Source organism: Methylomusa anaerophila (assembly GCF_003966895.1).
GTDB classification, from domain to species: Bacteria; Bacillota; Negativicutes; order Sporomusales; family Sporomusaceae; genus Methylomusa; species Methylomusa anaerophila.
Genome location: NZ_AP018449.1, coordinates 655,899 through 680,205 on the forward strand (window position 1 = coordinate 655,899; position 24,307 = coordinate 680,205).

24 protein-coding genes, 1 tRNA gene and 1 other annotated feature are annotated in these 24,307 nt (G+C 46.2%); of the genes, 10 read left to right on the forward strand and 15 right to left on the reverse strand.

Features of this window, described 5'->3' with window-relative positions; all coding sequences use genetic code 11:
* Positions 1–51 precede the first annotated feature (51 nt).
* The 3 genes from MAMMFC1_RS02905 to MAMMFC1_RS02915 all read right to left on the reverse strand — a co-directional run bounded on the left by MAMMFC1_RS02905 (position 52) and on the right by MAMMFC1_RS02915 (position 2,146).
* A complete protein-coding gene (locus MAMMFC1_RS02905) occupies positions 52–384 on the reverse strand; it encodes an arsenate reductase family protein (protein ID WP_126306332.1) in 333 nt (110 codons plus the stop codon).
* A gap of 202 nt (positions 385–586) precedes the next feature.
* Positions 587–1,570 carry a flagellin lysine-N-methylase gene (fliB, locus tag MAMMFC1_RS02910; RefSeq protein WP_331852777.1) on the reverse strand — a complete coding sequence of 328 codons (984 nt, stop codon included), beginning with the start codon at positions 1,568–1,570 and terminating at the stop codon, positions 587–589.
* Between the two features lie 9 nt (positions 1,571–1,579).
* Positions 1,580–2,146, reverse strand: a complete 567-nt coding sequence (locus MAMMFC1_RS02915; RefSeq protein WP_126306336.1) for a hypothetical protein — start codon at positions 2,144–2,146, stop codon at positions 1,580–1,582.
* A gap of 335 nt (positions 2,147–2,481) precedes the next feature.
* On the opposite strand from MAMMFC1_RS02915, the gene MAMMFC1_RS02920 reads away from it, so the two are divergent.
* Both MAMMFC1_RS02920 and MAMMFC1_RS02925 read left to right on the forward strand, forming a co-directional pair.
* Positions 2,482–2,781 carry a zinc-ribbon domain containing protein gene (locus MAMMFC1_RS02920; RefSeq protein WP_126306337.1) on the forward strand — a complete coding sequence of 100 codons (300 nt, stop codon included), beginning with the start codon at positions 2,482–2,484 and terminating at the stop codon, positions 2,779–2,781.
* 197 nt (positions 2,782–2,978) lie between these two features.
* Positions 2,979–4,481: a pyruvate kinase gene (locus MAMMFC1_RS02925; RefSeq protein ID WP_197723898.1), complete on the forward strand. Its 1,503-nt coding sequence runs from the start codon at positions 2,979–2,981 to the stop codon at positions 4,479–4,481.
* Positions 4,482–4,757: 276 nt separating this feature from the next.
* Here the strand turns inward: MAMMFC1_RS02925 and MAMMFC1_RS02930 are convergent, their stop codons facing one another.
* From MAMMFC1_RS02930 to MAMMFC1_RS02940, 3 genes are all read right to left on the reverse strand, one after another.
* Positions 4,758–5,321: a guanylate kinase gene (locus tag MAMMFC1_RS02930; protein ID WP_126306339.1), complete on the reverse strand. Its 564-nt coding sequence runs from the start codon at positions 5,319–5,321 to the stop codon at positions 4,758–4,760.
* A gap of 261 nt (positions 5,322–5,582) precedes the next feature.
* Positions 5,583–5,948: a zinc ribbon domain-containing protein gene (locus tag MAMMFC1_RS02935; RefSeq protein WP_126306341.1), complete on the reverse strand. Its 366-nt coding sequence runs from the start codon at positions 5,946–5,948 to the stop codon at positions 5,583–5,585.
* Between the two features lie 236 nt (positions 5,949–6,184).
* The gene (locus tag MAMMFC1_RS02940; protein WP_126306342.1) at positions 6,185–7,006 is read right to left on the reverse strand and encodes a purine-nucleoside phosphorylase; all 822 of its coding nucleotides are present in this window, start codon (positions 7,004–7,006) and stop codon (positions 6,185–6,187) included.
* 256 nt (positions 7,007–7,262) lie between these two features.
* Between MAMMFC1_RS02940 and MAMMFC1_RS02945 the strand changes: the two genes are divergently transcribed.
* Both MAMMFC1_RS02945 and MAMMFC1_RS02950 read left to right on the forward strand, forming a co-directional pair.
* Positions 7,263–7,580 (forward strand): hypothetical protein, encoded by a 318-nt coding sequence (locus MAMMFC1_RS02945; protein ID WP_126306344.1) that lies wholly within the window; start codon positions 7,263–7,265, stop codon positions 7,578–7,580.
* A 126-nt stretch (positions 7,581–7,706) separates the two neighbouring features.
* A complete protein-coding gene (locus tag MAMMFC1_RS02950; protein WP_126306346.1) occupies positions 7,707–7,973 on the forward strand; it encodes a hypothetical protein in 267 nt (88 codons plus the stop codon).
* A gap of 31 nt (positions 7,974–8,004) precedes the next feature.
* Here the strand turns inward: MAMMFC1_RS02950 and MAMMFC1_RS02955 are convergent, their stop codons facing one another.
* The 7 genes from MAMMFC1_RS02955 to MAMMFC1_RS02980 form a co-directional block, all read right to left on the reverse strand.
* On the reverse strand, positions 8,005–9,927 hold the full coding sequence (locus tag MAMMFC1_RS02955; protein ID WP_126306348.1) for an ABC-F family ATP-binding cassette domain-containing protein: 1,923 nt from the start codon (positions 9,925–9,927) through the stop codon (positions 8,005–8,007).
* A 291-nt stretch (positions 9,928–10,218) separates the two neighbouring features.
* Positions 10,219–11,523 (reverse strand): phenylacetate--CoA ligase family protein, encoded by a 1,305-nt coding sequence (locus MAMMFC1_RS02960; protein ID WP_126306350.1) that lies wholly within the window; start codon positions 11,521–11,523, stop codon positions 10,219–10,221.
* A gap of 222 nt (positions 11,524–11,745) precedes the next feature.
* Positions 11,746–11,838 (reverse strand): symporter small accessory protein, encoded by a 93-nt coding sequence (locus tag MAMMFC1_RS22820; protein ID WP_408631222.1) that lies wholly within the window; start codon positions 11,836–11,838, stop codon positions 11,746–11,748.
* A 641-nt stretch (positions 11,839–12,479) separates the two neighbouring features.
* Entirely contained in the window at positions 12,480–12,977 is a 498-nt protein-coding gene (ilvN, locus tag MAMMFC1_RS02965; RefSeq protein WP_126306352.1) for an acetolactate synthase small subunit, read from the reverse strand.
* Positions 12,974–14,674 (reverse strand): biosynthetic-type acetolactate synthase large subunit, encoded by a 1,701-nt coding sequence (ilvB, locus tag MAMMFC1_RS02970; protein WP_126306354.1) that lies wholly within the window; start codon positions 14,672–14,674, stop codon positions 12,974–12,976. The genes ilvN and ilvB overlap by 4 nt, the downstream gene beginning before the upstream one ends.
* A 155-nt stretch (positions 14,675–14,829) precedes the next feature.
* Positions 14,830–15,096: a binding site (T-box leader), on the reverse strand.
* A 257-nt stretch (positions 15,097–15,353) separates the two neighbouring features.
* Positions 15,354–15,429, reverse strand: a tRNA-Ala gene (locus MAMMFC1_RS02975).
* An 87-nt stretch (positions 15,430–15,516) separates the two neighbouring features.
* Positions 15,517–16,014 carry a GNAT family N-acetyltransferase gene (locus tag MAMMFC1_RS02980; RefSeq protein WP_126306356.1) on the reverse strand — a complete coding sequence of 166 codons (498 nt, stop codon included), beginning with the start codon at positions 16,012–16,014 and terminating at the stop codon, positions 15,517–15,519.
* Between the two features lie 324 nt (positions 16,015–16,338).
* Between MAMMFC1_RS02980 and MAMMFC1_RS21260 the strand changes: the two genes are divergently transcribed.
* The 6 genes from MAMMFC1_RS21260 (at position 16,339) to MAMMFC1_RS03000 (ending at position 20,853) form a co-directional block, all read left to right on the forward strand.
* Positions 16,339–16,488 (forward strand): hypothetical protein, encoded by a 150-nt coding sequence (locus MAMMFC1_RS21260; protein WP_158618617.1) that lies wholly within the window; start codon positions 16,339–16,341, stop codon positions 16,486–16,488.
* 4 nt (positions 16,489–16,492) lie between these two features.
* Entirely contained in the window at positions 16,493–16,651 is a 159-nt protein-coding gene (locus tag MAMMFC1_RS21265) for a hypothetical protein (RefSeq protein ID WP_158618618.1), read from the forward strand.
* A gap of 274 nt (positions 16,652–16,925) precedes the next feature.
* Positions 16,926–17,594: a carbonic anhydrase gene (locus MAMMFC1_RS02985; protein ID WP_197723899.1), complete on the forward strand. Its 669-nt coding sequence runs from the start codon at positions 16,926–16,928 to the stop codon at positions 17,592–17,594.
* A gap of 202 nt (positions 17,595–17,796) precedes the next feature.
* Positions 17,797–19,197, forward strand: a complete 1,401-nt coding sequence (locus MAMMFC1_RS02990; RefSeq protein ID WP_126306360.1) for an FAD-binding oxidoreductase — start codon at positions 17,797–17,799, stop codon at positions 19,195–19,197.
* Between the two features lie 16 nt (positions 19,198–19,213).
* Complete coding sequence (locus MAMMFC1_RS02995; RefSeq protein ID WP_126306362.1) at positions 19,214–20,434, forward strand: (Fe-S)-binding protein; 1,221 nt, start codon at positions 19,214–19,216, stop codon at positions 20,432–20,434.
* Positions 20,435–20,565: 131 nt separating this feature from the next.
* Positions 20,566–20,853, forward strand: coding sequence for a hypothetical protein (locus tag MAMMFC1_RS03000; protein WP_126306364.1), 288 nt, complete (start codon positions 20,566–20,568; stop codon positions 20,851–20,853).
* 27 nt (positions 20,854–20,880) lie between these two features.
* On the opposite strand, the gene MAMMFC1_RS03005 is transcribed toward MAMMFC1_RS03000, so the two are convergent.
* Both MAMMFC1_RS03005 and glgC read right to left on the reverse strand, forming a co-directional pair.
* Positions 20,881–22,548: an AMP-binding protein gene (locus MAMMFC1_RS03005; protein ID WP_232035631.1), complete on the reverse strand. Its 1,668-nt coding sequence runs from the start codon at positions 22,546–22,548 to the stop codon at positions 20,881–20,883.
* 321 nt (positions 22,549–22,869) lie between these two features.
* Complete coding sequence (gene glgC / locus MAMMFC1_RS03010) at positions 22,870–24,096, reverse strand: glucose-1-phosphate adenylyltransferase (protein WP_126306366.1); 1,227 nt, start codon at positions 24,094–24,096, stop codon at positions 22,870–22,872.
* Positions 24,097–24,307: the final 211 nt, after the last annotated feature.

Here is a 24,307-nt window from a genome sequence, read left to right on the forward strand (position 1 = left end):
AGAGTTTTGCTATTTCTATCATTCTATTTTAGACCCAGCCTCGTCATGCCGTCATTCCCATTCTGCCCATATTGCCGGGCAATAGCCGACAGTTGCTTTCGGTCCGTTCCTGACGATGGGAGTTTTTAATAATAAAGGGTAAGCCAGCAGCACTTCTTCCACATTATGCACAAGATACTTCAAGTTGCGTTTTGCGTATTCCTTTCCCGTTTTGTCCATCAAGTTTTCCAAGCCCACAACCCCTTTGACTTTGTTGAGTTCGCCTTGACTCAGACCGCGAACTGTTAAATCCACGAACTGGTAGGGAATTCGGCGCTCCTTAAAGTACCGCTCGGCCTTGCGCGTATCCTGACACTTTGAAGTGCCGAAAATCTGAATATTCATCTGTCACCGCCTCACATAGGTAAAATTGTAATAAGACAAAGGAACCGGAACCACAGAGACACTGAGGACACAGAGGGCCACAGAGAAAGAATAACGAAGAGGAAGAATAATAATAAAACCCTCTGCGCCCTTTGCGTCTCTGTAGTAAAACGTTCTCCATTTTCATTCCTTGTGCGCCCAATATATTGGCAGGGGGGTCTGCTTAGAAATTGTCAGGCATCAGCAGTGCCTTCCGGTTATGACCATACTCAAACTCGATTGCAGTAATTACCGAGCATATCCGTTCCATATCCCCAAGCCGGTCTGACTCCTTCTTCCCTCTGGCCTGAAATCTACCCCACATATGGCGCAACAGTTTTGCAGTCCGTTCCAGCCCGTATAGATAAAACGGCTTCTTAAAAATAAAATTAACAAAAAAGTGTTCCACCAATATGTCAGTCAACATGTCAGTTGGGCAAGCACACCATTGCCCGGCAGCCTCGCTCTTGCTATCCATAATCGTATAGTTATTATGAATGATCATATCCAATCCCTGATTGATCCCATCAGACCGCCCTATCTTAAGCAACCCACTCACTGTAGTTTCGATTAGACCCAACCGCTCCTCAATTGTCAAGCCCCGGCACTGCAGTATGTCAATAAAATGATGCTCCAGCTCAAAGTAATAGCGAAGGGGATCAGAAGGAGGCTGTTGTCGCGGGTATACCGCAGCCACACAACTATCAAGACTGAAAACCAGGGGAGCATGCTCAGAGCGGACTATAGCGAGCGGTTGGGGCCGCATTGCCAATTTCAGGACGGTGGGACAGCTAAAACTCAGGGTAAGTTCAACCCCTCTCGTCGTATTTATGGGATAACGGGGATATGTCTGACACACGGCATCCAGGTGACCGTGTCCGGCCTCCACTTGCAACCGGCAGCGGTTATCGCCATTGAGAAACCAGCAACTGCCATTGGCCTGCTTGGCTATATAGGCATATTCGCCCACGCAATTAGCATTGGGATTAAGGATGGGAACAAATGCTTTACCAAATTCCTCCTCCCTGCCTGTTTTCCCAAACAACAGGGCATTGCGCCGGTAACTCTCTTCATCAACAGTGATCAACCAGTCATTGCGGCAACAACTTCCGCACATCCCGCAGGCGAAATGTTCACAAAGATCTGTATAAATGTACATAACAGCCATCTACCCCTGTTACGGCACTTTATTAATTAGCTTCCATATCATCTGGTCGGCCATATATTCCGGCTGGCCCCATAAGTTGTCGTCACCGGAATACATATCCCGGTCCTTGAACTCCTGATAGGTGTCTGTTGGCCGCTGATAGCTTATAAGCCGTATTCCAAGCTCTGTCCGGCGTATGGTATCCCCATCCCATATCCAGGGTGAAATTGTCGCCGTCGAAAAAGAAGTCACTTCAGCGGCGATTACAATATCTGCATTGAGTTTGGCGGCAAGGTCTTGTATTACCTGTTTCTCAAGTTTTGGCTTCTTGCCGGTTAGTTGGGCCGGTAGAGCGTCTCTAACCTCTTGTTTCGGTATGATATCGTATATCGTAATGACCTTGGCTAACGGCAGGTGATATTTGCCGGTTAAATTCTTTTCAATCACAGCTTCCACATCCTTGTCATAAGCGGCACCGGAGCCGAAAAATACCGGGAGAATGGCTACCCGCTGCGCTTGATGCGCCGAAGCCGGCCCAAAACCGGTACAAAAAACAGCGATAAAAGCAACCACACAGGCTATCGTATTTTTTAACACGCTGGCTCACTCCTTTGAACTTTCGCATAGGATTATTTTAGCCAATATTTCACCAAGACAGTTATTAATTTCTTTTATCAATTATAATACGTATAATACGTTGCCCTCGCAGCATCTCCTCTTTTTACCAACGTCTGAATTTGAATCTTACCACTAGCAAAATTTCCAAAAGGCCTTTACTTTTTCTTAAATTTGGAGTATAGTTTTTATTGTACCCATAAAATATGCTAGTGAGGTTAGCCATTTGTCCTTCTCAATCGATATTAGAAAGGGAAGTTTCTAATGAGTGATCCCCTAACTAGTTGGGTAATCGATTTGAGGAGGCAAAACAAAGTATGGCAGAAGACAAAACTTTAGTTTGTAAAGACTGTGGCGCCGAATTTATTTTCAGCGCTGCTGAGCAAGAATTCTACGCGGAAAAAGGGTTTACCAACGAACCCGGTCGCTGCATTGACTGCAGAAGAGCCCGCAAACAACAAAGCGGCGGTCGTAATGGCGCTGGTCGCCAACAACGGGAAATGCACCCGGCTGTTTGTGCAGCTTGCGGTGTAGAAACCCAAGTTCCTTTCCGTCCCAGTGGTGACCGTCCGGTTTATTGCTCCGACTGTTACAGCCAAAATAACAGACGGTATTAATCAGACATAAATCCCTGCCGTAACGGCAGGGATTTTTATTTTGGAATTTTATTGAATTATTATTAATGAATGTGAAATACTGTTACATAAATATTAAATTTTCTTGAATTAGGTCAGACGCCCACCGTCCGGCAGGATACCCAATATACTGATGTAGTATTTTTGTCTATATACAAACCTGTAATGGAGGGAAATAGGTGAACATAGACAAACTCGCCTCGAATCCGAACATCCTTTTGGAGCATCTGCTTAGTCTTTATCAGGAAATATACCGTGAGGGAAACGCCATGTACTGTAAGTGGCTACCAAAAATAGAACGCCCGTCTTTTCGTTACAGTGCCCAAAACCTAGCGTATTATTTATCCTTAAGGCGTCGTGACCTGCGCCAGTTGCAAAGAGCTTTAATGCCCTGGGGACTGTCCTCCTTAGGAAGAAGTGAGGCTCGGGCTATCACCAATCTTGAGTCAGTCATCGCTTCCCTCGGTTATATCTGTGGCAGAGAAAAAGAAATAGGAAAAAAGCACAGAGGATTGCGCGCTTACTTTCGCGGGGACTGGTTACTGGGCAAAAATTCCGACATGATTTTAGGCAAACGGCATCAGCATCGTAATGTGCGCATCATGGTAACCTTGCCTACCGAAGCAGCCCAAGATTATAACCTGGTACGCACACTTTTGGATCAGGGTATGGATGTAGCCCGTATTAACTGTGCTCACGACAGTCAGCGATCATGGGAAGCCATGATCGCTAATATCCGTCAAGCAGAAAAAGAAATTATGCGCCCCTGTAAGATTCTAATGGATTTAGGCGGGCCAAAACCAAGAATTGAGAGATTAATGATCAGCGATACCACTACCAAACTTTATCCCGGCAGCCAACTCTTTCTTACCAAAGGTAAATTTGAGAATATTTCAGAAGCCTCTTTCATAGCCAGTGTAAGTATACCGCAAATATTCGATTATCTTCGGGTGGAAGATCCGGTTTTGATAGATGATGGAAAAATCGAAGGAAAAGTTACCATCCTGACACCTGATGGAGCGCTGGTTTCGATTACTAACACCGGGGCAAACGGTGTCAGCTTGAAACCGCAAAAAGGTCTTAATTTCCCCCTCACGCCGCTGGAACTTTCGCCCCTTACGGAAACCGACTTGCAGCACCTTGATTTCGCCGTTAACCATGCCGATGCCATCGGCTACTCATTCGTCAAAGAACCGGCCGATATTGAACTATTGCAGAAAGAAATTGGGCTGCGCGCAGGAAACGAAAGAAAATCTCTGGCGATAGTAGCCAAAATTGAAACACTGCAAGCTATCCAAAATCTCCCGGAAATCATTGTCCAGGGAGCCGCCAAACATCCTTTAGCCATAATGATTGCCAGAGGGGACCTGGCAGTAGAATTGGGCTACAGACGATTAGCCGAATTGCAGGAAGAGATCATGTGGATCTGTGAAGCGGCCCATGTACCTGTGATTTGGGCAACCCAAGTGCTGGAAAACATGGTAAGACAAGGAACGCCTTCCCGGGCTGAAGTCACGGATGCGGCAATGGCGGTTAGAGCCGAATGTGTCATGTTGAACAAAGGCCCATTTCTCCCGGAAGCCATTGCGATGCTGGACGACATCATTACCCGCATGGAAGCGCATCAGTATAAGAAAACCTCTCAACTGCGGGCATTAAGTATCGCCCGCCCGCAAGACTAAATGGAGGCCGGTTGAAAAGGTCCATCTGCGTCGCCGTACCAACTGCGTTGCTGTCATCTGCGAAAAGTTAACTCGCGTTGATAACACTAACGAAATCAGAATCGTGCTCCTGCGGGCGCTCGCTTCACCGATCTTTGTAGTTTTCTTGAGTCTACTTAGCAAAATCTTGATGGGCGCAAGCTTACTCCCGCATAGATGGCGCGGACTTCCCTGTACTGTTCCGTTATGCAACGGGGCATCTGAACATTTTGAACCAGCCTCTCGGCTTCCCGTAAGTCAAGGTTGCTGCGTGTTTGCTTTCGGCACTACCAGATCCATAATGGCCAAAACCTGACGTACGGCTATATCCAAAGAGTCTGTATTTTTTACAACATAGTCAGAATTCTTCCAATTGTCGTATTCGCCGTTTTTCTTGGCCAATTCCAATCTCTTGGCTACGGATTCAGGAGCATCACCTCGCGCCATCATCCGGTCAATGACTGTGTCCTGATCCACCATGACAAAAATAGACTTAACTCTGTCGCCAAGCAGTTTCTTCATCTGCTCCCAACCGTTGTATTCAACCGCCACCACGCTAACGAGGTTTCCACTGACTTTTTTTAAAACTTCAGCTTTACTCAGTCCGTACACTTGGCCGAAGTACTCCGTTCTTTCAATAAGCTCGGCTTTACTTAGGTCTTCTTTTTTCACAAAATAGTAATCTACTCCGTGTTGTTCCCCGGCGCGCATCTCTCTGGTAGTGTGACTGACCATCTCGACGACGCCATATTGGAAAAGCTCTTTGATAATCGCAGTCTTGCCTGAACACGGCGGCCCCAAAACGGCAAAAACCTTATTCATATTTTACCTCCCAACTATTTATCTCGAAGCGAGTTGGTTATAGAGAGCAGGGGGAACCGGACTGCTTCGATAGTTATAATTTACTATATTTTCCTGACTTAAGCAACAAAAATCGACAAGACTCATCACTCCCAACGGGAGTGATGAGTCTTGCAGCTTATATCCTCACTTTTAGGCGATCTTAGTTGTCCAGTCTTCCATATTCCAGACACTGGTAACCCAGTCTTCATAAAAAAGATGAAACCCTTTTTGGGTTGTTTTCTATCTTGCTTTCCACCAATAATAAAGAATCAAAATAGATCCCAATGCCGCTGTTAAGATGCGGTACTCCTCGACTGATTTAAATGTTACTAATACAAAAGTGAGGGTGATCAACACAGCAACGGCGATAATACGAAAGACGGTTCGCCAAAGCTTAGGCCGCAAAAACATGGAATTTAATGCTAAGTTGCTGCGCCGGGGTAGATAATTCGTACCATAATGATTTACCGATTGGTCCGAGATTGAAGCTACATCTACTACCGTCATAGGCTGAGTGTCACTCAGTTCATGTTTTAACCTCTGACCACAAAAACGGCAGTAGGCAGCATTATAGGATATCTTTTTGCCACAATGACCGCAATACATACTTATTCCTCACCGAGTTTTTCTTACTTTAGTTTTCCCAATATTTGCATCGCCAATTCACCGCCATAAGAAAAACGCGGCCAAATTGCAATAAAAATCAGTTGTTCGTTCCTTCCCGAAAAGTTGTAGATATGTCGCATTAAGAATTGACATCCGGGATTAGGATAAGCTGAGGTTAAGCGGCAGCGTTGAAGCGTTCCTAATACCTGGATATAATTTCAATTCTTTAATGCGTTTTATATAGATTCTGATACCGTGATAAATTCCGCAACCCAGCGGCACAACGTCTGGGAAGCATTTTTCGCAGTTTCCAATACTTTTTCATGGGAGTGTTTTTCTTGGTGTAAGCCGGTAGCCATGTTTGTTATACAGGAAATCCCCAGCACTTTCATTCCCAGATAATTGGCGACAATTGTCTCCGGCACGGTGGACATGCCAACGGCATCGGCGCCTATTTTGCCCATGTATCTGATTTCAGCCGCCGTTTCATAATACGGACCGGTTACGCCAACGTAAACCCCCTCCTGGTAAGCAACGCCAATCTTGTTTGCTACCTCTTTCGCGGCTGCTATCAGCTTCAGGTTATACGGTTCGGACATATCGGGAAAACGGGGGCCAAACCGTTCATCATTGGCGCCGATGAGCGGATTGGTTCCGAAAAGATTGATAAAATCCTTTATCAGCATAAGATCGCCCGGCTTGAATGACGGGTTGATCCCGCCGGCGGCGTTGGTTACAACCAGTTTCTCCACCCCAAGCTGGCGCAGGACAAAAACCGGATAAACCACATCCGCCATCGGATACCCTTCATAAAAATGAAACCGGCCTTGCATCATAACCACATTCACCCCGGCTATCTTGCCGAACACCAGCTGACCCTCATGACCGACAACGGTGGACTTCGGGAAATTGGGGATGTTCTTATAGTCTATATAATGTTTGTCTGTTGCCGCATCCACCAATTCGCCAAGACCTGAGCCAAGAATGACAGCTATTTTAGGTGCCGCTGCTTCCCTGGATCGGATATACTGAGCTGCATCTATAACCTTTTCGTACAAGAAATGCTCCCTCCCATGTAATAATCTATATATGCCGCATTAAGGAATTGACATCTGGGTATTAGGATAAGCTCAGGTTAAGCAACAGCGTCGAGGCGTTCCCTAATACCCGGATATAATTTCAATTCTTTAATCGTTCCATATAGCACGGATAAAATAATTCTACCAAACGCTTGCTTTTTCCTATATAATAGAAAAATAAATATATATAAGTGGATTCTTTAATGCATTCCATATAGGGAGATGATTTTGCGCCGTGAATGACAACGCCATAATTGATTTCTATGGATCTTTAGGGTTTGAGGAAGCGGAAATTGAAGACGAATTAACAGCTCTCGCCATGGATTTTGACGCGGAAGGAAGTTACGCCCTAATCACCGATGAAGAAGGATTAACACCGGTCAGCCTGAAAAGTGCTGTCGTATTCGCATATTATACGCCGGCAGGCTCCTTTCAATGGAGTGTAACTTTCAAAAACTCCCAAATATTCAAGGACGTTTGGTCAAAAGCAACATCCCCCGGCGAAAAGTTAACCGTCATACAAAAATATCGGGAAACCGATGAAAAGGATTAATCCCGTCAGCCCATTCCCGGCATTGCCTGAGAATGGGCTTTTTTATTTCTCATCCTGACACAATCAAAAGCAAGTTGAATATTATGTGAATAGAAAGATTATTTTTTTCGCGAAGGAGAGTTGTCCATGCCTAGAAAAACCTACTATGATAGAGATTGGGAAGACCCGGAGATTGAGGATTGGGAATATGATTATGAAGATAGGGAATATAATTCCCGCCAAAGATGCGCGCCGCTTTTAGCCATAGTAGCGGTTACCGCAGCCTACCCGCTGATCCTCTGCGCCCCCCGCCGCTATTGCTCCCCGCGCAACCCATACAAAGGAATGTGTTACCCGTATTACTCCTGTTCCCCCACCTTCGGCTGCATTCCCATATGGTATTACCGCCGGTAGATTTCCTGAATATCCTTTCTACTATTTTCTTCTATTTTCCAATATCTTCCGCCAGCTCATTCAAATATGTCCAACGCTCCAGCAATTCATCCAGTTTACATTCAAGTTGCCGTTGCTCATCTGTCAGTTCCTGCAACAATACAAAATCATTGCCGGCAGCATTGATTTTAGCCGCTACCGCCTGCAATTCCTGCTCCACACCGGTAATGACATCTTCTATCTGCTCAAACTCCTTTTGTTCCTTGAAGGTAAATTTGCGCGGACGTTCTTTTGCTCTATACGCATCGGCCGGTTTATTATTCTCCGGCTTTTCCGGTTTGCTGCCGGCGGCAGCAGGGGTGGATTTAATGTGTTCCTGATAATCAGAATAGCCGCCGGCGTATTGTTTTATCAGGCCGTTGCCCTCAAAGGCAAAGATTTTTTCTACCAGCCGATCGAGGAAATACCGGTCATGGGAGACGATGATGACTGCTCCGGGAAAACCATCCAGGTAGTCTTCCAGGATAGTAAGTGTTTGGACATCAAGGTCGTTGGTTGGTTCGTCCAGGAGCAAAACATTGGGTGCGCTCATGAGTATCCGCAGCAAAAAAAGCCTTCGCTTTTCCCCGCCGGACAGGTTGCCAACAGGCATCCACTGGAGGTTTGGCGGAAACAGAAACCTCTCCAGCATTTGCGAGGCTGAGATGACGCCGCCGTCAGCGGTAGGCAACAGGCTGGCTTCTTCCTTGATGTATTCAATCACCCGTAAGCTTTCATTCATCTCAGTGTTTTCCTGGGAAAAATATCCGACTTTGACTGTTTGGCCAACATCAACACTGCCGTTATCGGGAGTCAATCGCCCGGCAATAAGATTGAGCAGGGTGGACTTGCCGCTGCCGTTGGGGCCGATGATACCCACCCGGTCATCTTTCAGCACAATATAGTTAAAATCACGAATGAAGGTTGCGTGCTCAACCCCCTGCCCAAAGCCATGAGTTATATTACTGAGTTCGATAACCTTTCGCCCCAACCGACTGGCGCCTGCCGTTATTTCCAGCTTATCGGCGCCAAGATTTACCGTCTTGGCGCTGAGTTGCTCAAATCGTTCGATCCTGGCCTTTTGCTTGGTTGAACGTGCTTGTGCCCCGCGTCTGATCCAGGCCAGTTCCTGGCGCAGGAGATTTTGCCTTTTCCGCTCACCGGCTTCGGCCTGTTCTTCCCGTTCCGCCTTGATTTCGAGAAATTTGCTGTAATTGCCGCTGTAACTATACAGTTTGCCTTTATCCAGTTCAATAACCCGGTTGGTTACTCTGTCCAGGAAATACCGGTCATGGGTAACCATGAGCAAAGCGCCTTTTCGTTTGGAAAGATGTTCTTCCAACCAGGCTACGGTAGCGTTGTCAATATGATTCGTCGGTTCATCAAGAATCAAAAAATCAACCGGATTAATCAGGGTCCCCGCTAAAGCAATCCGTTTTTTCTGGCCGCCGGAAAGAGTGCCCACCATTGCTGAAAAATCATAAATACCCAGTTTGGTGAGAATGGTTTTGGCGTCGCTTTCCAGTTGCCACGCATCCAGCGCATCCATCTGCTGATTAAGGTTAATCAATTGTTTCTGCACAGCGGCGTCACTGTCAGCGGGATGCTTTTGCAAATGCTCCAAAGTGGCTTCATACTCCCGGAGCACCTGCATGACAGATGAATTGCCGCGGAAAATTTGTTCCAGCACGGTAGCCTTGGCCGCAAACTCCGGGTTCTGCGGCAGGTACTCCACGCGCACGGTGCTGCCCTTGATAATGGTGCCGGCATCTGCCGGCTCAACTCCCGCGATAACTTTCAAAAACGTAGATTTGCCCGTGCCATTGACACCAATGAGACCAATCTTATCCCCCTCATCTATGCCAAATGTCACTTTATCAAATAAAACTCTGTCGCCATAGCTCTTGGCCAGATTTTCGACTGACATCAGATTCATATTTACAGTCCCTTTTCGCAATATTAACTTTCTATATTGTAACATACATTGTAACATAAAGGTCTATGCAACTCTAGATTGCATAGACCTCAGCTTGTCGACAAAACCCCAGGCTGTTCAAAAACGAGCATAGCTAGGCGCACCGGAAGAGCCCGCCGCGCCGCGTACTTCGGGGGTACGCAAGCAAGGGCTCTGAGGAGCAACGACGCTAGGCGAAGTTTTTCAACAGCCTGAGGTCTATGCAACTCTGATTGCATAGACCTTTGGTATCTTAGATAACCGTGAATCATACTACTCCGGCTTGTTTCTAAGATCAATGATTCGATTGGCTTTGCCTTCTGATCTGGCGATAGTTTTCGGCTGAACCAGACGCAGGTTGGCGTCAATGGATAACACTACTTTTAGTTTATGCCGGATTACATTCTGTAAGCTTTCCAACTTGCGGAAGTCCTCCAGCAAAGAGTCGTCCGCCAGTTCCACCATTATCTCCAGTTCATCCAGATAGCCTTTTTTCCGAACAATAAGGTTATAATGCGGACCTATTTCCTCAATACTCACCAAAACACTTTCAATTTGCGACGGAAATACGTTTACCCCGCGGATCTTCAGCATGTCGTCAGTACGTCCCTGTACTTTGGTCATCCGGACTGAGGTCCGGCCGCATTGACAGGGATCAGGGTTCAAGCTGGTTATGTCCCGGGTACGGTAACGCAGTAAAGGAAGGCCTTCTTTCGTAATTGTCGTTATGACTAATTCACCAACCTCCCCGTAAGACAAAGCATCGCCGGTAACCGGATCAATGATCTCCGGATAAAAGTGATCGGCATTAATATGCATCCCCTGCTTGTACTGGCATTCGCCTGACACACCCGGTCCAATCAGTTCGCTCATGCCATAGTTTTCGGTAGCGCTAATGCCCCATACCCGCTCAATTACCTGGCGCATTTCTTCCGAACAGCCTTCTGCTCCGAATAAACCCAAACGCAGCTGCAGCGACCGGGTATCAATATTCATTTTCTGCGCGGTTTCCGCCAGATAAAGGGCATACGACGGGGTACTGATAAGAACTGTCGTACCAAAGTCCTGCATCAGCATAATTTGCCGTTCGGTATTGCCAGTGGAAGCCGGTACTATGGTAGCCCCCAGTCTTTCCAAGCCATAGTGCAAACCAAAGGCGCCGGTAAACAGCCCATACCCAAAAGCAATCTGGGCTACGTCCTCTTCCCGCGCTCCGGCAGCGACAACAAGACGCGTCACCATATCCGACCATAAATCAAGATCAGTTTTGGTATAGCCCACTACCGTAGGCTTACCCGTCGTGCCGGAAGAGGCATGCAGGCGGACAATCTTTTTCAGGGGAGAACTAAATAAGCCATAAGGATAATTATTGCGAATGTCGTCTTTGGTGGTAAAAGGCAGCAAACGGATGTCCGCCAAAGATTGAATATGCTGTGGTTTTACTCCCCTTTTATCCAGAGCCTCACGGTAAAACGGGACATTTTCATACACCCTGTCAACGGTCTTGCGCAACCGTTCCAACTGCACTTGCGCCAATTGATTGTGCGGCATGCATTCAGCTTGTTTATCCCAAATCATATTATCAAATCCTTCTTCATAACTAATATTTTATACCGAAAAGCAGTTCTTCTTTCTCCGGCCAAAAAGCATAGCCAACTAGTGGCCTGTAAACTCTAAAGCTATAGGATGAATTGCGAGAGGTTTTTCGTCCTGCGCGGCGGAGGAGGCGCGCATATCGGGAATATGTAAGCCGACGACAACAAAGCAGGACGGAAAAGATCTCGCAAGAACACTATAGAATTAGGGTTTACAGACCACTAGTGCTGTGGAACCGAAACACAGTAAATAAGCTAGTGCAATCCATGGATCGTTCAGCCCTAACACCTGTTTCACCTCCCAATTCTTAATTTACAAAATTTGTAAAATATATAAACTCCCGCCCCTTAATTAAGGGACGGGAGTTTCATTTCCCGCGATACCACCCTTTTAGAGCCGCGTAATCACTACAATCACGGCGAACTCCTCTCAGCAGAGTACGAGTCAGACGATGCTAACTGATACCCCTTCCTGATAACGGCGGAAGGGCCGGCTACACCTACCAATCCCGGCACATAGAATGTTACAAAACGCCCATCTGCGTTGTTGCTCCTGCGGTTGCTTGCTTGCGTACAACCCCAGTACGCGGCGCGGCGCAATCCTTGTCGCGCCTAGCATCTGAACATTTTGTAACATTCTCTAAAATACCGTGGATCTTCAACTAGCAACTCCAAGGAGTACTTCACCATTCAACCCAGACCGGCTTCCACCTGTACCGGCTCTCTGTGCTGACATTGTATGGTTACTTTTCCTTTTCATAGTCTGTAATAATCACTCTATATGCTGTATACTAAGCAAATTAAATCATCTTATTTATTATTACTTTACTATTATTACATTAACGCAACTTCAAGTTTAGAATAACAATCCATTTATACTTTGTCAATAAGATTGCAACTAATTTACATTTTTTTAACCCGTTACCAGCGCTTGGGATTTCACATTTCTTTCGCTGGTACCGGCCCCCGGGAGAGGGCGATTATACCGGTGCGGACGATCTCAATAATCCCGAAATCGGCCAGCACTTCACACAAAGCGTCGATCTTGGTTTCCTCGCCGGTAAGTTCTATCACCATGGTTTCCCGGTTTACGTCTACAATCTTCGCCCGGAAAATCTCGACAATATCCACCAGATCAGACCGGGTTACCTTGCTGGCTTTCACTTTGATAAGGGCCAGCTCCCGTTGAATGGAATCCACATGGGTAAGATTGACAATCTTAATAACATCAATCAGTTTTGACAATTGGTTGACCACTTGCTCCAATTCGAATTCATCATCAACCTCGACATCAATGGTAATGCGGGTGGTGTCGGCATCCTCACTGGGACCGGCGGCAATGCTCTCAATATTAAAGGCCCGGCGGCTGATTAAGCCTGAGATATGGGTCAATACGCCTGGTCTGTTTTCCACTAAAACAGCCAATGTGTATTTCATCCGGTCATACCTCCCAATATCATCTGGTCCAAACGGCCGCCCGGCGGGACCATTGGCAGTACATCCTCCGTTTGGGGCACCAGCACATCAACAAGCACCGGCCCCTCCGTCCACAGGGCTTTTTCCAGAATCTCAGTCAATTCTGCCGGCTTTGTGACCCGGAAACCGGTGACGCCCATGGCTTCCGCCAATTTTACAAAATCCGTCCGTCCTTTGGTGCTGGAATGGGAGTACCGCTCCCCATAAAACATCCGCTGCCATTGGTTGACCATCCCCAGAACCTGGTTGTTCAATACAATGATTTTGACCGGCAATCTATTATCAGCCGCAGTCGCCATTTCCTGACAATTCATCATGATACTGCCGTCCCCGGTAAACAAAACGACGGTTTTGTCAGGCAGACCCAATTGTGCGCCAATGGCTGCCGGCAGACCATAACCCATTGTTCCCAACCCCCCGGACGTCAACAGGGAACGCTCTTTTTTAAATGTATAATATTGGGCAGTCCACATTTGATGTTGGCCAACATCGGTTACGATAACCGCATCACCTTGGGTAAGCCGGCTCATCTTCTCAATGACTTCCTGCGGCATGACTTTTTCCGTAGACAGGTTATACGTAAGCGGTTTTTCCTGTTTCCATTTTTGAACTTGGGCCAGCCATGGTTCAATTTCAGTCCGCCATTGGGTTTGAGTATAAGCAGAGGCTTTTTCGCAAAGAAGCGGCAAAGACCATCTGAGATCGCCAATCACTTTCAGGTCGGCGCGGACATTTTTATTGACCTCAGCCCGGTCAATATCAAAATGAACCACCTTGGCTTTCGGGGCAAAGTCGCGCACCAGCCCGGTAACGCGGTCATCGAAACGAACTCCTATTCCCAGTAAAAGATCGCATTCAGCGGTGGCCATATTAGCGGCATAAGAACCGTGCATGCCAACCATGCCTAGATGCTGGGGGGTATCGCAAGGAATACAGCCCAAACCCATTAAGCTGGTAATAACGGGTAGGCCTGTAATATCTGCGAACTTGCGCACCGCCTGGGAAGTACCGGAAAGAATCACCCCGCCGCCGACAAAAACAACCGGTTTTTGGGCCTGTTTCAGCGCCGCTAAAGTTTTGTCAATACTAGCCGGATCGCCGGCAAACAACGGCGAATATCCTCTAAGTTGAACTGTTGCCGGATATTCGTAATCTAATTCCGTGTTAAACACATCTCTGGATATATCAACAACAACCGGCCCCGGCCGCCCGGTACGGGCAATGTAGAATGCCTCCCGCAGTACGCGCGGGAGTTCCTGTACTTTCTTGACCAAATAGTTATGCTTGGTGATGGGTGTGGTAATACCGCAAATATCCGCCTCCTGAAAAGAATCCTTGCCTATTAGCGGTAATCCTACCTGTCCGGTAATTGCCACTAAAGGAATGGAATCCATGTAAGCAGTTGCTATGCCGGTAACCAGGTTGGTCCCGCCAGGGCCGGAGGTGGCAAAACATACTCCGGTTTTGCCGGTCGCCCGGGCGTAACCATCAGCGGCATGTACCGCGCCTTGCTCATGCCGGGTCAAAATATGAGGGAAACTGGCTTTATAAATCGCGTCATAAAGCGTTAAAACCGACCCTCCCGGATAGCCGAATACAACTTCAACCCCTTCATGCTTCAAACTTTCGACGATTGCTTCAGCTCCCAATATAATCAAAGCAGGTCACCCTCCTTTTGTTACTACAAAGTGTTTATTAATGCCAAGCTTATCATCAGCAGATAATAATTGGCAAAAAAGGTCAGCCCCATCGGCAATGGCGCATCTGAACGTTTCTAAAGCAGCCTAAACTCAAAAAAACTCCGCCCTTGTATAAAAGGGACGGAGGTTATTCCGCGATACCACCCAAATTACTATGGCTCAGCCATAGTCGCTCATAGGTACGGAGAATGTGAAACAATACTCGATACCTCGCACACAGTAACGGGTGGCGTTTCCTCAAATGGACCCGGCGCAGCTTACTCTAAGTTCAGCCCGCAACTCACGGATGATCTTCCTTATCGTCGTTATTGCCGGCTTACACCAATCCCGGCTCGCTGAAAATAGCTAACCATAACTACTCTTCCGTTCATCGTCTTTTGCATTATTTATTTTCATTATCATACTGAAAAATCAAACTATTGTCAACATCATTCTCTGTATACTACAGGGCATGTTCATGAAAAAAGGCGAGGATCAAAATCTCCCAGTGGGTTCGGCAAGCTTGAGCTGCTGCTTTTACACTGCCTATAGTGTACATGGTGGCAATTTTGTCCGCGAAAAATCGTTCTAAGGGACAACATAAGGGACAAATTAATATAAAAGCGGATTCGTAATGCCTGCGAACCCGCATAAAATCTGGTGGAGACGGTGGGATTCGAACCCATGACCTCTTGAATGCGAACCAAGCGCTCTCCCAACTGAGCTACGCCCCCAGAAATATCCGAATCTTTTGTATCGGCATCGACTTAGTTTGAAACATTATTTACATTTTACCACATAACTTGTGTCCTGTCTCATTTCTAGCTAATAATTTTCTGATAGGCAACAATATCCAGCAGTTGACCAAATTTTTGGCCTACTTCCCTGTAATGAGCACATTTATTATAGCCGTTCTTTTCAAATAACCGAATACTTTCTTCGTTTTGTCCGCATATCGTAGCTATAAGCACATGCATTTCCTGTAGCTTACCATATTCTTCGATATACTTCACAGCCATGCTGCCGATACCTTTCCCTTTAAATTCCGGTTTTAAATAAATGGTAACTTCGGCAGTAGCGTTATACGCTTCCCTTTTTTTATATTGTGTTATAAGAACATAGCCGCAAATGTCATTTTCCTCAAATATTACAAATGTCTTATATCTTTCACTGTCAAAGAAAACTATATCTCTCATCTCTTCCCGTGTCAAAGCTTGTGTATGAAAAGTCGCATTGGTATTAAAAACATAATAAGTATAAATCTGCAGCACTTTATCAAGATATTCCTCATTCATTTCTTCAAAATGATATTTCCCCATGTTTTTTTCACCTCTCTCCTCTCTGGTACAGGGCTACATGCTAAACAGAACTAAATCCTAGATAGGAATTATTTTAGCACTATAGGAAAATTTCCTGCAATAAATTATGAAATTTTGTCAATTCAATAGACCACTTTGCAAAATATATCTTTGCGCGATCGTCCGTCCAATTGCCATGCATAGGTTTCGGCAACAGAATTTTAATCGCTGACGCTGCGTGGCGTTGTCTGGCGAACCGTCCCCTTGGCAATTTAGGAGTCGTCTATTAGTTACCAGATTGAAAATAAGGATATCTGGGAATTCTATAGGCAGGAGGTGATGAAAATGGCTGATAAGTACAATAAAGACCTGACAGAGAAAAATAAGGATGCGCTGAAATTTGTAAGTAATCCCAATGCAGGCATTGGTACAACAAAAGCCAATACCAACATCCCTAACAAAAGTGATAAGGGAAACATTGCAACCGGGAGGTAATACTATGAGCAAAAGACTTATCCCCGGCATGTTTTCCAGCGTTTCTGACGCGGAACTTGTTACTGAAATACTGGATTTCGAGACAGTTGAAGATAATGAAGATAATGTAGATAATGTAGATGCAGACACGCAAATAAAGAAAAATGACAAGCAATTAAAATAGCAATCAGACTGCCCGCCCGGATACGCCGGAAACGGGCAGTTAACTTTTTGAGAGCAGATGGACTACCAGCCTCCCAATATTTCCGATTTATCAGGAGGAATTCATTGATCATGTTAGAATAAATCATTAATGTAATGGCCATATATGGGTATTATGCAGGTATGAGCATAAACCCTAATGAAGGAGGTGAATCTCCCAGTAGATCAAACTTGATGGCGGCAATAAGCAAGCAAAGCAATATGTACGGAGGATGATGGGAAGGAAGATGAAGGTTATGAGAAAAACATGTTTACTGGCAGCAATTGTAGTAGCTTGTCTTCTGATTGCAGCAAGCGTGTTTGCCACTGAAACTACAGGTATAAGCGCTGATGAAGCTAAAGCCAAATTAATTGAAGGAAACCAACGATTCGTTACTGAAAAATATGCCAATACCAATGTTGACGTTGAACGCCGGAGTGAACTTACCAAAGGGCAGCACCCCTTCGCAGTAATTGTAAGTTGTTCTGATTCACGGGTGCCACCGGAAATAGTGTTCGACCAGGGTCTGGGTGATCTGTTCGTAATCCGTACTGCCGGTGACACTATTGATGATATTGCTATCGGCAGTGTTGAATACGCGGTTGAACACTTGGGAGTTCAACTGGTGGTGGTCCTCGGTCATGAAAAATGCGGTGCAGTAACGGCAGCCGCTACCCTAGACGACAGCCACGGTCATCAACCCAGCTATATTGACGCAGTGGTAAAGGCCCTCCAACCGGCGGTGGACAAAGCTAAAACCCAAAAAGGCGATTTGATTGCCAACGCCATTGACGACAACGTGGATCTGGTAGTGGATCAGCTCCGTTCCGCTGGTCCAATCCTGAGTGATTTTACCAAGAAAGGCAACATAAAAATTATCGGCGCCGTCTATGATCTCGATGACGGTGTCGTGTCCTTCCGCTAGTACTTTCATTTCAACCGCCATTCAGGCGGTTTTTTATTTTCACCTGCCAAAATAGTTTTTAGCCTTCTAAAGTTTTAACAAGAGTTTTAAGAAGGCTATGGTTTATTTTTATCATTTTCCATGGTATAAATAGAATTATATAAATAAATACCTGTTAAAATACTTGCGTCATATGAGTTACATACGGGAGGATAAAGAAAAGATGATATCTAATGAAATTAAAAATAAGCTGCAGGCTGTTGTAGGTCCGGAATATGTCCTGGACGCTGAAATTGATTGTTTTGGTTACTCTTATGATTCCTCATTTATTCCGCTGTCACCCAATAACATTCCCGACCTCGTTGTGCGGCCGGCTACCACAGTTCAGGTTGCCGGAGTTATGGCTCTGGCGAATAATTATGGCATTCCGGTTACGCCGCGGGGCACCGCCAGCGGACGTACCGGCGGCAGCATTCCGCTGGCCGGGGGTATCTCACTGTCCCTTGAACGAATGGCAAACGTCGTCGAGTTCGATGAAAAAAATATGATGATTACGGTGGAAGCCGGGATGCGTACCATCGACGTTTATAACTTCTGTGCCGCAAAAGGCTTATTCTACCCGCCTGACCCAGCCAGTTGGAAATATTCCACCATTGGCGGGAATGTCGGGGAAAATGCAGGTGGAATGCGAGCTGTTAAATATGGGGTAACAAGCAACTATGTTATGGGTTTGGAGGTAGTATTAGCCGACGGGACAATTCTTAACACTGGCGGCAAAGCCATCAAAAATGTTACCGGCTATAATCTTACCCAATTATTTACAGGATCGGAAGGTACGCTGGGCATTATTACCAAGATACTGATGCGGCTCATCCCCATGCCGAAAGCACGCAATACCTTACAATTGATGTTTCCTTCAATCGAAGGAGCCTGCGACACCATTCATCAAATGCTGCAATCCGGTGTAGTTCCCGCATCGGCGGAATTAATGGACAAGACAAGTATTCAGGCGGTTGCCCGCCACCGTAAGCTTGACATCGATCCGGCTATCGAGGCCTGTGTTATTATTGAAATCGATGGTGACGACAATGAGGATTTAGAGAAGCAGGCCCAACAGATTGCTGCCATCGCCCGCCGGTTTGAGGTAAAAGAAGTTCATATCGCCGGCACGCTAAAAGAATCGGAAGAAATCTGGGCAATACGCCGGGGATTAAGTTCAGCCATCGGTGCGATGGCCCCTAACCGGTTTGGCGAAGATATTTCAGTCCCCCGCGATGCATTTCCGGCAGTCGTGCGGCAAATCCGTAAAATCTCGGAAAAATACAAATTTACCATTGCTGTTTACGGTCATGCCGGCGACGGCAACATCCATCCCTCTGTACTTTGCGATATGTCAAAACCGGAAGACGCGGAACGAATTCATCACGCCATCGACGAAATTTTCGCAGCGGCTCTGGCCGTTGGCGGAACATTGTCGGGCGAACATGGTATTGGTATTACCAAACGCTCCTATTTAGAAAAGGCATTAGGCCAGGCAGGTGTCAACACTTTAAAAGCTATCAAACAAGCCCTTGATCCCAAGGGTATCTTAAACCCCGGAAAAATTTGGGAAAACAAGGTATAAGGAGCCTAATGATACAATGAAACTGGAACAAGATTTGCTAAAACAAGCTAATGATATTGTCAGCCAATGTGACCGTTGCGGCACATGTTTGACAGTTTGCCCGCTGTTTGGGGTAAAAGATATTGAAGCTTCAAGCGCCCGGGGTAAAAACAATATTATCCGCGGCCTCATGCAGGGAGTGTTAAAGCCGTCACCGGCATTAACGGCAGCCGTCAATTTCTGTTTACTGTGCCGCACCTGTGTTGATAATTGTCCCAGTAAGGTAAAAACCGACGAAGCAATGATTGCGGTCCGGCAGTATCTCGCCGATAAAGGCGGCGGCCCCGGGTTAAAATATAAAACGCTGGGCGGTATCATGAAAAACCGCAACTTAGTAAAAATGTCGGCCAGGGCCCTGGGTTTTATGCGCAAAGTTGGTATGAACCGTCTGGTGCCTAACGGTATGGCTCCCAGCGAGTTTACCCGCCAAAAATATCTGGCCTCTTTTGCCGGTCCTGCCGTGCTGGGCAGCCCCGCTGCCAATTCATCAGTATCCGTTTCAGCCAAAAACAAAGCGGCATATTTTCTGGGGTGCGGCATGCACATGATGTTCCCTGATGCGGTGGCGGAAACCAAACGTATTTTATGTACTGTTTCCGAACCGCAATTTGTTGATAATGTATGCTGCGGGCTGCCGCATCTGGCCCATGGTCTGCGTAACGATTTTCTCGATCTGGCCAAAAAAAATATCCGTTTATATGAAAATGCGGAGGTAATTGTTTGTGACTGTGCCAGTTGCAGCGGTACCCTAAAACATATCGCCGGCTTTTTTGCCGATGATCCTGTGTGGAAGGACCGGGCTGCGGCCTTCAGCAACAAAGTAATGGATTTAAGCGAATATCTCGTTAATGTGGGTTACACCCCCCGCCAACGCGTTGATGCCAAAATTACCTTTCATGAACCCTGTCACCTTGGCCGGGGGCAGGGTATCCGGCGTGAGCCTCGCGATCTTTTGAAAGCCACCGGCAATTATATCGAGATGAAAGACGCCGACACTTGCTGTGGCGGGGCGGGTTCCTTCCACATCGACTATCCGGCTGTCTCTGATTCGCTGCTGAGCAAAAAACAGGTGAATATTGAGAATAGCGGAGCGCATATTGTCGTAACTTCCTGCCCTACCTGCCTTGTTCAGATGAACAAGGCCGCCGCACGCAGCGGCGGTAAATTCCGCGCCATGCATATCAGCCAGGTAATTTGAGGTATCCAACCCAACAATGTCCGTTAACAAATCGTAGCGGACATTGCCTAATTTACTTGCTTACTTGTTGATTCGGATTTTATAGAAGCGCAATCTATAGTATAATCAAATCAAAAAGGAGTCCGGTCGTTATGATTGTCATTAAGTCCAAAAATACCATTCTGCCAGATTCGCCGGGAAAATATAAAACTTTGGAAGAGTTTTACCAGGATATGCGTGATTATGAGGAAATTATCTTTGAATATGACGGTAAAAAATATACAGCGGCTTATTATGACAATAAACTATCAATAGCAGAATTTAATAAGCCGGATACGGAACAAATATTTGAATCTCTGGAAGAATTTGCCGATAATTTTGTTATTGGCAGCATAAGGTTTAAAGATTTAGTAACCAAAATCGATATACTTGTCCACTAGTGTCTTGACCGCTTCTCCCCCTGGATTTCAGGCCGTTTCAATTTTGGCTGCGTCCCTCAGGCCCAACAGATCCAAAACCTGTTCCCTCAGTTTGTATTTCTGAATCTTGCCACTGGCGGTGGTAGGGTAGCTTTCAATAAATTCAACATATTTGGGAATCTTGTAACGGGCAATCTTGTCCCGGCAGTAATTCCTGATCTCATCAGCGGTAAGTGTCTCGCCTGGTTTTAGCTGGATAAATGCCATAACCTCTTCCCCGTATTTGGCGCTGGGTACGCCCACCACCTGCACATCCTTTATTTGCGGATGGGTATAAAGAAACTCCTCAATTTCCCGCGGGTAGATATTCTCCCCGCCGCGGATGATTACATCCTTTAGACGGCCGGTGATTTTACAGTAGCCGTTTTCATCCATGACCGCCAGGTCACCGGTGTGCAGCCAGCCGTCCTGGTCAATGGCCGCGGCGGTTGCTTCGGGCATCTTGTAATATCCCTTCATTGTATTGTAGCCGCGGGAAAACAATTCGCCCTGCACACCCGGGGGCACCTCCCTGCCGGTCTCCGGATCAACGATTTTCACTTCCACGTTAGTCAGGGCCCGCCCGACGGTAGCCACCCGCAATTCAAGCGGATCATCCGTCCTGGTCATGGTGATGCCCGGCGAGGCTTCGGTCTGACCGTAAGTTATGGTGATTTCCCTCATCCCCATCTTCTCCACGACCTTCTTCATCACCTCGATGGGACAGGGGGAACCGGCCATGATGCCGGTCCGCAGGGATGAAGTATCATATGGGGCCTTTTCCATTTCTTCCAGTTCCATGATGAACATGGTCGGCACCCCATGGACTGCTGTACAGCGCTCTTTGGCGATGGCTTCAAGCACTTTGACCGGATTGAATACTACTACCGGCACCATGGCTGCACCCGCTACCACGCACGTCATAGTTCCTAGCACACAGCCGAAGCAATGAAAAAAGGGGACCGGTATACAAAGCCTGTCCTTATTGGTAAAATTCAAACATTCCGCCAGGCTGCAGGCATTGCCGATCAAATTGTAGTGAGTAAGCATGACCCCTTTGGGAAAGCCCGTTGTTCCTGAAGTATACTGCATGTTGACAGCATCATCCGCATTAAGGGACGCCTGACGGGCTGCCAGTTCCCCGTCGGTCACCTCACGGCCCATTTCCATCAGGTCATCCCAGGCAAACATGCCTGGCTGGCGCTCCTCATCTATGAGTATGACATTTTTTAAAAACGGCAGCCGCTCTGACTTAAGTTGGCCTGGCTTACAGTGATAAAGTTCGGGGCACAGTTCATAAACCATGCTGACGTAGTCTGAATTCCTGGTTCCTTTGATTAAGATAAGCGTAGTAGCGTCGGACTGCTTTAACAGATATTCCAATTCGAATATCTTGTAGTTCGTGTTTACCGTTACCATTACCGCCCCCATTTTGGCGCTGCCAAACTGAGTAGTAACCCATTCCGGCACATTTGTAGCCCAGATGGCGATATGTTCGCCTCTTTGCACGCCCAGTTTCATCAAGCCTTTAGCCGTCCGGTTGCAAACTTGACGGAATTGCTCGTAAGTATACCGCAAACCAAGATCCGGATAAACCAAGGCTTCATTCTCAGTATTTTCTTTCGCCATCAGATCCACTAGCTGGCCTATGGTAATCTTGCCAAAATCCCTCACCACAATTTCCCTCCCAAGGATAATTACTAATTAACGAAGTACTTCGTAAATCCAAATCCCAACCACGGATTTGTTAATCGGCTCCCCAACAACCGGTCCAAAATAAATATGTTATATTATACAACATAATAACACAAAATGAGCTATAATCCTCCCCGGAAGGATAATTATAGCTCATTTTCGCCATACGGAATCGCTGTTCCTGCCGATTTTATTAAGTTTTATTGTAATATCTCACCATTGCAGGCAAAAACAGTCTTTTCCCTGATAAACACAAGTATGTACAGATAAGACCAAAACTCCCGCCGGGCAAAGATTGTCATTTTATTTTGTCACGATGACAATTCCAGATTCTGTAACCGTATGCCCCTGCAGTTTATCCGCTTCAGGGTTATAGCCAATTTCCACCCCATCAGGAATTCTTATGTTTTTATCTATTATTGCCCTTTTAATCTTTACATGTCTGCCAATTGAAATGTTCTCAAACAGGATTGAGTCCTCCACCAGGCTGTAGCTATTAATCCTGCAGCGGGGTCCGATTATCGATCTCCGTACGGTACTGCCGCTAATTATGCAGCCGCCGCATATATATGAATTGAGATTTTGGCCACGGCGGCCTTCCTCATCGAAAACAGTCTTTGCCGGCGGGAGATTCCCTTGATTGGTAAGTATCGGCCACTTATAATTGTAAAGGTTCAAACGGGGAACTACATTTACAAGGTCCATATTGGCCTCATAATAGGTATCAATTGTTCCAACATCTCTCCAGTAGCCTTTTTCGCCCGGTTTCATTCCCGGAATCAAATTATCGGCAAAATTATAGGCAAAAACCCGGTCGCCTTTTTCCAGCATCATTGAAATCACATGTTTGCCGAAATCAAGATCCGCATGTTTTTTCTTGCCTTCTTTCAGCACCTCAACGAGCTTTTTTGTGGAAAAAATGTAATTGCCCATTGATGCGAAACAAGTATCTCTATCCGGAATTGTTACAGGTTCTTTTGGCTTTTCTACAAAGTCGGTTACCCTAAAATCTTCGTCGACTGAAAAAATCCCGAACTGCTTAGCTTCTTCCACCGGAACTTCTAGCGCAGCCAATGTGATGTCCGCTTTATTTAAGATATGGTAGCTTATCATCTGGCTGACATCCATTTTGTAAATATGATCACCGCCAAATATTGCTACGTAATCCGCATCGGTAATAAATCTTAAAAATTGAAATATGGCATCGGCAGTACCTTTAAACCACTCCTCGCTTGCACTATTAGTCTCAGGTGAGATAGTGTCAAAAAATTCTCCCAGACCGGCCCATCTGGCCCAAGATTCCTTAATGTGCTTGTTCAATTCGTAAGCGCGGTATTGGGTGAGAACATAAACTTTCTTGATACCCGAATTAAATAGGTTGCTTAACACAAAATCTATTATTTTGTATTTTCCCCCGAAGGGAACACAAGGCTTTGGCCTGTTTAAGGTAACGGGACTGAGTCGTTCTCCCCTGCCTCCCGCCAAAACCATTGCAATCGTATTTCTCGTAACGTTGCCCAAGGTATACATCTTGACTCCCTCCCTAATCCACACATATTCAACCGAACAGGAACTATTCGTCATGTAGTATTATTGTGCATGAATTTCGAGCAAGCGCTCTAGTGAGGATTAATTGTGCAACGTTTTGAATCCGTTCCCCCCTTTGCGATTTATTGAATTTTCTTACTTTTATTGTAACATAGCTGTCTTCGCTGGAAAATACAATTATCGCAAGCCACCT